The sequence below is a fragment of the Microcoleus sp. BM001215392 genome, from assembly GCF_036700185.1.
Classification (GTDB): Bacteria; Cyanobacteriota; Cyanobacteriia; order Cyanobacteriales; family Microcoleaceae; genus Microcoleus.
This window is the reverse complement of sequence record NZ_JAUBOJ010000302.1, coordinates 1-9,754: the sequence shown is the minus strand read 5'-3', so window position 1 is coordinate 9,754 and position 9,754 is coordinate 1. Positions and strand designations below refer to the sequence as shown.

At 46.3% G+C, this 9,754-nt stretch carries 9 protein-coding genes; 6 read left to right on the top strand and 3 right to left on the bottom strand.

What is annotated here, in order from left to right; genetic code table 11:
• Nucleotides 1-252 precede the first annotated feature (252 nt).
• Complete coding sequence (locus QT974_RS25385) at nt 253-1,557, bottom strand: aspartate aminotransferase family protein (protein WP_333471181.1); 1,305 nt, start codon at nt 1,555-1,557, stop codon at nt 253-255.
• A gap of 268 nt (nt 1,558-1,825) precedes the next feature.
• Complete coding sequence (locus tag QT974_RS25380; protein ID WP_333471180.1) at nt 1,826-2,863, bottom strand: adenosine deaminase; 1,038 nt, start codon at nt 2,861-2,863, stop codon at nt 1,826-1,828.
• A 386-nt stretch (nt 2,864-3,249) separates the two neighbouring features.
• Here QT974_RS25380 and QT974_RS25375 point away from each other — a divergent pair, with 386 nt between their 5' ends.
• The 5 genes from QT974_RS25375 (at nt 3,250) to QT974_RS25355 (ending at nt 6,157) form a co-directional block, all read left to right on the top strand.
• The gene (locus QT974_RS25375; protein WP_333471179.1) at nt 3,250-4,590 is read left to right on the top strand and encodes an adenylosuccinate synthase; all 1,341 of its coding nucleotides are present in this window, start codon (nt 3,250-3,252) and stop codon (nt 4,588-4,590) included.
• Nucleotides 4,591-4,694: 104 nt separating this feature from the next.
• Nucleotides 4,695-4,901 (top strand): hypothetical protein, encoded by a 207-nt coding sequence (locus tag QT974_RS25370; protein ID WP_333471178.1) that lies wholly within the window; start codon nt 4,695-4,697, stop codon nt 4,899-4,901.
• A gap of 11 nt (nt 4,902-4,912) precedes the next feature.
• Nucleotides 4,913-5,116 (top strand): hypothetical protein, encoded by a 204-nt coding sequence (locus tag QT974_RS25365; RefSeq protein ID WP_333471177.1) that lies wholly within the window; start codon nt 4,913-4,915, stop codon nt 5,114-5,116.
• A 5-nt stretch (nt 5,117-5,121) separates the two neighbouring features.
• A complete protein-coding gene (locus QT974_RS25360) occupies nt 5,122-5,490 on the top strand; it encodes a hypothetical protein (protein WP_333471176.1) in 369 nt (122 codons plus the stop codon).
• A 64-nt stretch (nt 5,491-5,554) separates the two neighbouring features.
• Nucleotides 5,555-6,157 carry a 50S ribosomal protein L25/general stress protein Ctc gene (locus QT974_RS25355; RefSeq protein WP_333471175.1) on the top strand — a complete coding sequence of 201 codons (603 nt, stop codon included), beginning with the start codon at nt 5,555-5,557 and terminating at the stop codon, nt 6,155-6,157.
• Nucleotides 6,158-6,279: 122 nt separating this feature from the next.
• Here the strand turns inward: QT974_RS25355 and QT974_RS25350 are convergent, their stop codons facing one another.
• Nucleotides 6,280-6,918, bottom strand: a complete 639-nt coding sequence (locus QT974_RS25350; RefSeq protein ID WP_333471174.1) for a Uma2 family endonuclease — start codon at nt 6,916-6,918, stop codon at nt 6,280-6,282.
• 476 nt (nt 6,919-7,394) lie between these two features.
• Here QT974_RS25350 and QT974_RS25345 point away from each other — a divergent pair.
• The coding region (locus tag QT974_RS25345) for a tetratricopeptide repeat protein (RefSeq protein ID WP_333471173.1) at nt 7,395-9,754 on the top strand (2,360 nt) is incomplete at its 3' end.

Sequence of the window (9,754 nt, the reverse complement as noted above, 5' to 3'; positions counted from 1 at the left end):
GGGGTTAAAACCCCTGTCTCATAGCTAAAGTCGGTTGAAACCGACTGAAGAATAATGCACAATACTCGCGGATTAGTTGATTTCATCTGCTTTTCAGTCCTCTTTCAGAGGACTTTCGCTATGAGACGGGGGTTTTCAACCCCCGGCGGACTTGTGGGGTAGCATGGGGATTTTGGCGGCGGACTTGTGGGGTAGCATGGGGATTTTGGCGGCGGACTTGTGGGATAGCGAGAGGATTTTGGTGGCGGTGATTTACTCCATCCCCTGCAAAACCCCAGTCAAAATTTCCACAATCTTATCGATATGTTCCTTCTCAATAATCAACGGAGGCGACAAAGCAATAATATCACCAGTCGTGCGAATCAACAACCCATTTTCGTAGCATTTTACAAAACAATCAAAAGCTCGTTTTCCCGGCTTCCCAGCAATAGATTCCAACTCAATCCCCGCCACAAGTCCCAAATTGCGCACATCAATAACGTGGCGCACTCCTTTGAAAGAATGCACTGCATCTTCCCAGTAAAGGGCCATCTTATCCGCCCGTTCAAACAGCCGTTCTTCCTCATAAATATCCAGCGTCGCCAAAGCAGCCGCACAAGCTACGGGATGCCCCGAATAAGTATAACCGTGAAAAAGCTCGATCGCATTTTCGGGAGCATTCATAAAAGCATCATAAATCCCCTCCTTCACAAACACCGCCCCCATCGGCACAGTACCGTTAGTTATCCCCTTCGCCACAGTCACAATATCGGGAACAACTCCGAAATACTCAGTAGCAAAACTCGAACCCAAACGGCCGAAGCCAGTAATTACCTCATCAAAAATCAGCAGAATTCCGTATTTGTCACAAATCGCCCTGAGCCTTTCCAAATAACCTTTAGGCGGAATCAAAACCCCCGTAGAACCCGCCACAGGTTCCACAATAACCGCCGCAATATTCGACGCATCGTGCAAAGCCACAATCCCTTCCAATTCATCCGCCAAATGCGCTCCCCATTCCGGTTGTTTGCGGCTGAAAGCATTGTGTTCGAGATTGTGAGTGTGAGGTAAATGATCGACTCCTGTCAGCAAACTGCCGAAAAACTTGCGATTTGGGCCAATGCCGCCGACAGAAATTCCGCCAAAACCAACACCGTGATAACCGCGCACCCTACCAATCAATCTTTGGCGAGTTCCTTCACCTCTAATTCGATGATAGGCGATCGCAATTTTTAACGCTGTATCCACCGATTCCGAACCAGAATTAGTAAAGAAAACGCGATCGAAATTTCCCGGAATCAGCTTTACCAAACGTTCGGCTAATTCAAAAGCAGCCGGATGTCCCATTTGAAAAGCCGGCGCGTAATCCAAACGCAAAACTTGTTGTTTGACAGCTTCGGCTATTGTCTCGCGGGCGTGCCCCGCATTCACGCACCACAGCCCCGCAGTACCGTCTAAAATTGAGCGGTTATCATCGCTGGTAAAGTGCATATCTTTTGCCGAAACCAACATCCGCGGATTCGCTTTAAACTGTCGGTTGGCAGTGAAAGGCATCCAATAAGCGTCCATATTTGTCATTGTTTTCTTATCCTTTTATATTGATGCTTCGGCATCCAAACTATAACTTGCTAGCGATCGCCGATCGCCCGACGCTTATTATAATTTTACAAATATCTCTTTTAAACTAACCACGAAGACGCAAAGAGCGCGAAGGAAGAAAAGAAAGAGCTTTTTCTTATTTTTCAGTAGACTCTTTACCCAAAAAGAGCTACCTATCTTCTTCTTTGTCTTCTTTCGCGTCCTTCGCGCCTTCGCGGTTCGTTAAATAGATATTATTTGCTATTTGCTAATTAACGATCGCACCCACCGACTCGTGCTGCAACAAACCCGTCAGCATTTTCACCGGCCGCCCGTCGTAGGGCCACGCAAAAGCATGACGAAAAGCCGCATCTTGACAGGCTTGCAATTGTCGAAAATCAATGATATCCAGAGTTAACAAATTCTCGTACTCAAAAGGCAGCCGCACGTTGTGCAATCCCGCGTTGTCGGTGCAAATGGCAATATCGACACCAGCTTCAAAACACCGATCGAATACCACCTTCAATTCCCGCATATCCTGCAACGTCCCGGTTTTGAGATAGGTAGTCGGGCAAACCTCCAAGCATTGACCCCTGCGCGCGATTTCTGGCAGCAGTTCCGGATATTTGAGCGGAATTTGAATCCCGTGGCCGATGCGCATTAGATAGGGCAGAAGTTCGGGATAACAGCCTGATGTAGTTTCGTAGAGATGTCCGGTTGTTTTAATGCCGATCGACCTTGCATACTCATACAATCCCACAAATTCGTCCAGGCGATCGCCAATAGCAGCATCTCCGCCCGCAAGATCGATCGCACAAACATATTCTCCCATTTGTGCCGCCAAATCGACGATCGCCCGATTCACCTCATAGGGTAAACGCGAGTGCATACACAAAATTTGGCTAGTAACAATCGGACAATCACTAATTTGACTTGCTTTACCGACAACTTGGACAATTTCAGCCATCAAATCAATGCGTTTTGACTGTTCCAAATGTTCTGGAGTCCGCAGATAAGGCGTATAGCGCAACTCCAAATAAGCCAAATTTTCAAACACGTAAGCGCCCCGCATCAACCGATAGATGAAATAAGGCAAAGTCTCAACAGTTTGCACGCTTTCTACCAGTGTGTGCAGTTCCAAATACTCGTCGAGAGTATTGCGCGGACGAGTGTAAAAGTCCTCAAACGCGGAATATTGTTGAAAGCGATCGACCATTTCAGCATTATGGCGATCGAAATATCGCCACAAAATCCGAGGAACCACAGAACCGCCTAAATGTCGGTGCAACTCAGCGTGTAATGTCATGGGATTTTAGATTTTAGATTTTAGATTTTAGATTTTAGATTGAAAGGATTGAAAGGATTGAAGGAATTAAAGGAATTGAAGGATTGAACAATTTGTAATTTAGTCCTAGACGCATCAGCGGCCAGAAACCTGGTTTTCCCAAATACTAGCTAACAACCTCCATCAGGTAAACTGTTCCACATTTAAGCTACGCATTGGATTCCCATAAAAACTCGTCAAATCCTTTCCCCTTCTCCGTTCCCAAGTCTCCCCACAGTGCTGGAAGTGGCTGTGCGAGGGAAATACAGCCTCAAGTCTTTCAATTGTAACAAAAATATATTTGACATTCGGGACGCATTCGTACATAATCGGAGTTTGTGTCAACCTGAACTGAACGCGAGAAACCCTTGGCTAACGTAGTTGTGATCGGCGCCCAGTGGGGCGATGAAGGAAAAGGCAAAATTACCGATTTGCTCAGCAAATCCGCAGATATCGTTGTCCGCTACCAAGGGGGCGTCAACGCCGGTCACACGGTAGTAGTCAACGGTCAGACTTTCAAGCTGCACTTAATTCCGTCCGGGATTCTCTACCCTGAGACAGAGTGTATCATCGGCTGCGGCACGGTAATCGACCCTAAAGTTTTAATTGCAGAATTAGATCAGTTAGAAAAACTGAATATTTCGACGGCCTCGCTGATGATTTCGCAGACTGCTCACGTCACGATGCCCTATCACCGATTAATCGATGTAGCATCGGAAGAGCAGCGCGGAAATTATAAAATCGGGACGACGGGACGCGGTATCGGCCCGACTTACGCCGACAAATCGGAACGCACCGGCATTCGGATGCTCGATTTAATGGACTTGGAAGGTTTGCAAGAACAACTGGAATGGACGATCGAGCATAAAAATGTCATTCTGGAAAAACTCTATAATTTGCCGCCTCTAAATGCGCAAGAGGTAATTGATGAATATCGAGTTTATGCCGATCGTTTGCGGCCCCACGTAGTAGACAGTTCCCTAAAGATTTATGAGGGACTTCATAAGCGGAAAAATATTCTGTTTGAAGGCGCCCAAGGCACTTTATTAGACTTAGATCACGGCACGTATCCTTACGTGACTTCCAGCAATCCGATCGCTGGTGGCGCTTGTGTGGGAACCGGAGTCGGCCCCACAGCGATCGATCGCGTCATTGGCGTAGCAAAAGCCTACACAACCCGCGTCGGAGAAGGCCCTTTCCCTACCGAAATGGTCGATGGAATTGGCGCAGTTTTGGGCGAGAGAGGTGCAGAATTCGGCACCACAACCGGCCGCAAACGCCGCTGCGGCTGGTTCGACGCAGTAATCGGCCGCTACGCAGTCCGCATCAACGGGCTTGACTGTCTGGCTGTTACCAAACTAGATGTTTTGGATGAATTAGAAGAAATCAAAGTTTGCGTTGCTTACGAAATTGACGGCGAACGCTGCATTGATTTCCCCAAAAGTTCGCGGATATTTGCTCGCTGTAAACCGATTTATGAAACCCTTCCCGGTTGGAAACAGTCCACGGAAGAGTGCCGCAATTTGGAAGATTTGCCGTCACAAGCTTTGGATTATCTAAAGTTTTTGGCAGATTTGATGGAAGTGCCGATCGCCATTGTATCTCTCGGAGCGAGCCGCGACCAAACTATTATTGTCGAAGACCCGATTCACGGGCCGAAGCGCGCTTTGTTGTCTCCTGACGGCACGGCTGTAGCTCCTCTACCCTAAGATTTTGAGCCATAAAACCTCAGACTGCTATGAAAATTGTAGCCGAACCGCTCTATTGCCAGCACTTAGTGTAAGGAGCTATAATAATGATCGATAAAAACTGGATGACTGACGAAGACCAGCAGATATCCAGGTTAGAACTTCACAGAGACCTCATTGGGTGGGTGATTCAAGAATTGGAACGGGCAAATATTTACTCACAAAGAACTATTAGAAACGATCCAAATGGTGATATTTTAATCATCAATCCAGAAGATGCTCCGAAGGTCAAACAAATAATCCAAGATATTCAAAGGAAATTCAATGGATAGAAGAGAAAAGTATGAAGCAACCACACATTGAAATCAAGACTCGATATGTCCATGCTGGATTAGCAAAAAAAATAATTAATAAAGATAGTGTTATAGGAGTTTTAACTACTAAGAAAATCTCTGAACCTGCTAAAAAACTATTTGACAATGCGGAGATAGCCTGGGCTGAGAATATTCCAGAAAGTGCATTTATGCCGTCTGAATTGGAGGAGTAATTTTTATGCTAGATATCAGCTTCTATACCACAAATGGATCGGAATCGGAAACGGTAGATGTAGAAGAAACCCTTTACGAGTGGTTAGCAAAATCAGAATTTTCCAAAATAGGCGGGGCATCAATCGACACCGAAATTTACCTAGATGAAGAAAATGTAATTCTGCCTTTAGTTGAATTAAATCAAGATATTCGCCAGCAGTTCAAGAAAATTTTCAGCGAAGCAATCATCAGTGAAAGCGATGCAGTTCTTACTAAACTGGGTGATTCCCCTTCAAAAGAAGAATATCAAGCCGGAACATACCGTTTGAGAAAAATTCTGGAATTGCTCAAGTGTGTGGAAAATGAAAACTATCAATACCTCCAGCGAATTTAATTGAGTTCGATCGCAATATCACAATTCTGGTAAAATGTAAAAACAATCAACAGAAAGTCATAAAATGGAAATCGCAGTAGAATGTCAAAAGCGGGCAGAAGGCAGCAAACCTAACGCCCTCCGCCGCTCAGGATTGATTCCCGCCGTCCTTTACGGGCACAAAGGCTCTGAATCCATTTCCCTTACCGTCAAAGCCAAAACAGTTGAAACTCTGCTCAAAAAGCGCGTAGTAAACAACGCTCTAATTGACCTCAGCATTCCCGAACTCTCTTGGAGCGGAAAAACATTGCTGCGGGAAGTTCAAGTTCATCCTTGGAAAGGTTTTCCTTACCACCTGAGCTTTTTCTCCGTCGCAACTCAAGACAGCCTGGAAGTTGAACTGTCGCTGCATTTTGTAGGCGAATCTGTCGGCGTCAAGTTAGAAGGCGGCATCTTGGATACCGTCCTGACGCAACTAGAAGTTAAGTGCAAACCTGACAGCATTCCTGAATCAATAGAAGTAGATATTTCTAATTTAAAGGTAGGGGATGCGCTTCACATTCACGAATTAGTTTTGCCTCCCGGAGTAGTAGCTCTCGGCGAACCAAGTCAAGTGGTTGTTACTGTGCTGGGAATTCAAGCAGGTTCTGAAGCTGAAGACGCAGAAGAAGCCGCAGCAGCAGTTTGATTAGTAATTGCAAATAGTTGTTAACTAATTATCAAACAAAAGGGCGATCGCTTTTTCGGAAAATGGCGATCGTTTTTTGCAAAAAAGTTGTTATGGTTTTTGGGCGATCGCACTTTCTATGCTCAGCCTTGAATCTGCTGTCGCACCCATTGACGAAAATCAATCTCTGCGGCAACTTCATCAGTGAAAGCCGCTTCTAAAAACTGGTATAAATCAGTTTTTTCAACGTTGGGAAAAGTCGGAGATCGATCGCACTCGACATAAGCCCCATCGACTAATTGCAGAATCCGCCATGCGCGCCCGTTAAACCGCCAAAACTCAGGCACTCCCATACTCGCATAGAGTGTATTTTTATTGAGATCCGTATGGGTAATATCCACTTCCACGACTAAATCCGGGGCAGGATCGACCTTCAAATTAACCGGGCGATCGGCAACTAAGGCATAATTATGGATGTAATACCCATGGTCAGGTTCGGCGCTCTTGAGTAGGTCTTCGCGATCGAGCCTAGCCGATCGCATCGTCTTCATTTTCATCCCCATCTCAACCACCAGGACTTGAATCAAGCGCTCAATCAAACGAGCAGAGCGTTCGTGTCCTTCGAGGGACTTGGTAATTTCTAATACTCCGTTATCGTAGGTAAAACGGGCGCGGGTGCGCTCCGCCAGCAAACTTTGAATTTGCTTGAAGGCGGGCCAATCGAGGTCGCGAAATCTGAGGCGCTGTTCTCCGACAAGTTGAGGTGGTGGCTCTAACAACATCAAAATTACCGCAATTTAAGCGAAAGTTGACAGAACATTTACTGTTAATTATTGTAAGATATTTCTGTAATAAGTCTTGTGGTGCAGGCATCCTGAGTGCCATGGATTTTCGTGTGCGAGGAACTATTGCCACTCTTAGCGGCGTCTGTGGCACTATCGCCTTTCTCAGGTAAATCGCTGACAAACCAAACCTTGAAAATCCTCAGCTTCCCAGAATCAGGCATGGCTTATGGGGGTGAGAACTGCTATTATATGCGGTGCAAGCATCAGAATGCCTGAGAAAAACTGAGGCGCACAGCCCGATCGCTTTTTTGCCGGAGTTGGGCGCTGGCGATCGTATTCTGGTATTGTTGAACCTTTCGATCACATTCAGGGCAGCTTGGCTAAGACGGCAATTGTTCGTGTCAAACCGCTGTATAATTGTGAAACATTTTGAATCATATAATTTACTTGCTACTTGTGGAGCCGCCGCCCCTATGCCATCAACAGTCAATACAGAATCAACAGCGGTTCAATTTAACCAACAGGGAGAAATATATTTATCCCAAGGGAAATTAGAAGAAGCGATCGCCTCCTGCGAGCAAGCTTTGAAGATTTACCCCAATTTTGCACCGGCTTACAAGACTTTGGGCAACGCACTGCAAGCTCAAGGCAGGATGGAAGAGGCGCGGCACTGGTACGCTAAAGCTATTGAAATAGAACCGAATTTTGCGGAAGTATATGCGAATTTGGGGAGCATATATGCTCAGCAGGAAAAATGGTCGGAGGCGATCGAATTTTATCAAAAGGCGATCGCCCTTAAACCGAATTTCGCCGGAGTTTACCGGAATTTAGCCAAAGTATTCGGACAAATTGGCAAAGGAGCAGAAGCTCAAGAATGCTGGTATCGCGCATTCTCTTTGGAACCGGAAAAAGCATCGCCGGCAGAACACTTAGGTATGGGTGATGCTTTTTTTCGGCAGGAAAAACTGCCGGAGGCGATCGCCTGTTACGATCGCGCCATAAAATTAAATCCTAATCTGCCGCAAGCATACCAAAATCTAGGCGAAGCCCTGAAAAAACAAGGCAAATTAGAAGAGGCGACAGCATATTATCGCAAAGCTATTGAACTCAACGCAGCTAATGCCAGAAATGGCAGTGAGGGCCAGCAAACTTTGGCAGGTGCAAACGGAACAAACGGTGCTGTTAAGTCGCCGCCGGTTCAGCCGCAAATAGCGCCACAAGTTCAAAAAACACAGGTTCAACAACAAATACCGCAAGAAATATTGCGAAAAATACCGCAAGAAATACTGCAACAAATACCTGAGCAAATTAAACAACAAATTAAACAACAAGTTCAGCCATCTGTTAATACTGGAATTAGTACCGAAGATCCAGAAGCCTACAAAATACTCGCAGAAGGCTATTTTGCTCAGGGAAAATTGGAACAGGCAATTTCTGCTTGCAAGAAAGCTCTACAAATTAAGCCGGAAGCCCCACTTTACAAAATGTTGGGCAACGCCTTACAAGCGGTTGGTCAAATAGATGAAGCTAAAACTTGCTATGTCAAAGCAATAGAAATTAACCCGAATTTTGCGGAAGCCTACGCTAATTACGGCAGCATTTGCGCGCAGCAGGAACAGTGGCAGCAAGCGGTTTCTGCTTACGAAAAGGCGATCGCCCTAAAACCAGATTTTGCGGGCGCTTTCCGAAATTTTGCGAAACTTTTGACGCAGTTAGGCAAGCATGAGGCGGCGGCCCAAGCCTGGTATCGAGCATTTGCGATCGACCCGAAGTCGGGAACCGCTGAAGAATACGAGAATTTAGCCAAAACTTTGCTCGAGCAAGGTAAGGTCGAGCAGGGAATAGACTGTTACCGGCGCGCGGTTGAGTTAAACCCAAATGCTGGCGCAGCATATCACGAATTGGGCGAACTTCTCAAAAATCAAGAACAGTGGGAAGCAGCGGTAAATGCTTACAGCAATGCGATTAAAACTAATCCCGAACTTTCTTGGTCGCACAACAATTTAGCTGAGTCGCTGGTTAAGTTGGAGCGCTGGGAAGAAGCAGTAAATGCTTACCGTTCGGCGATCGAATTAAATCCAGATTTTAGCTGGTCTCACAACAATTTAGCAGATGTGCTGCTGAAGCTGGAACGGTGGGAAGAAGCAGTAGAAGCTTACACCAAAGCAACAGTATTAAATCCAGATTTTAGCTGGTCGCACAACTATTTAGCCGACGCGCTGATTAAACTAGAACGCTGGGATGAGGCGATTGCCGCTTACCAAAAATCGATCGAACTAAATCCCGACCATTTTTGGGCGCACAACAATCTAGCCGAAGCGCTGGTGAATTTGGAACGCTGGGATGAGGCGGTTGTGGCGTATCGGCGCGCTAACGAAATCAATCCGAATTTCTTCTGGTCGCAGAGCAAGTTGGGCGACGTGCTGCTAGAAATGGAAAGGTGGGACGAGGCGATCGAGGTTTACCGGCGCGCGGCTCAGTTGAATCGCGATTTTGCCTGGACTTATTACAACATGGGGACGGCTTTGGAGAAGCTGGAACGGTGGGATGAGTCGATCGCCGCTTACCGCTGTGCAGTCGAAATTCAGCCGGATTTGCCGTGGATTTCGCAAAAGTTAGCTGATGCTTTGAGAATGCGATCGCAGTGGGATTTGCAGGAGGCGATGCGTTTGTATAAAAAGGCGATTCAGGAAAATCGCGATGACGTGCAACTTTATCACAAGGCGCTGGAGATTGCGCCGAATGAGGCTGACCTTTATGTTGAGTTGGCGAATGCTTTGGTGCGCCACAGTTGGCCGGATGGGGCGATCGTCTTTTATCAGATGGCGTTGCA

Excerpts from the sequence above, each read along its gene's own strand:
- QT974_RS25385 (WP_333471181.1), bottom strand. The coding sequence starts at position 1,557 with ATGACAAATATGGACGCTTATTGGATGCCTTTCACTGCCAACCGACAG.
- QT974_RS25380 (WP_333471180.1), bottom strand. The coding sequence starts at position 2,863 with ATGACATTACACGCTGAGTTGCACCGACATTTAGGCGGTTCTGTGGTT.
- QT974_RS25370 (WP_333471178.1), top strand. The coding sequence starts at position 4,695 with ATGACTGACGAAGACCAGCAGATATCCAGGTTAGAACTTCACAGAGAC.
- QT974_RS25365 (WP_333471177.1), top strand. The coding sequence starts at position 4,913 with ATGAAGCAACCACACATTGAAATCAAGACTCGATATGTCCATGCTGGA.
- QT974_RS25360 (WP_333471176.1), top strand. The coding sequence starts at position 5,122 with ATGCTAGATATCAGCTTCTATACCACAAATGGATCGGAATCGGAAACG.
- QT974_RS25355 (WP_333471175.1), top strand. The coding sequence starts at position 5,555 with ATGGAAATCGCAGTAGAATGTCAAAAGCGGGCAGAAGGCAGCAAACCT.
- QT974_RS25350 (WP_333471174.1), bottom strand. The coding sequence starts at position 6,918 with ATGTTGTTAGAGCCACCACCTCAACTTGTCGGAGAACAGCGCCTCAGA.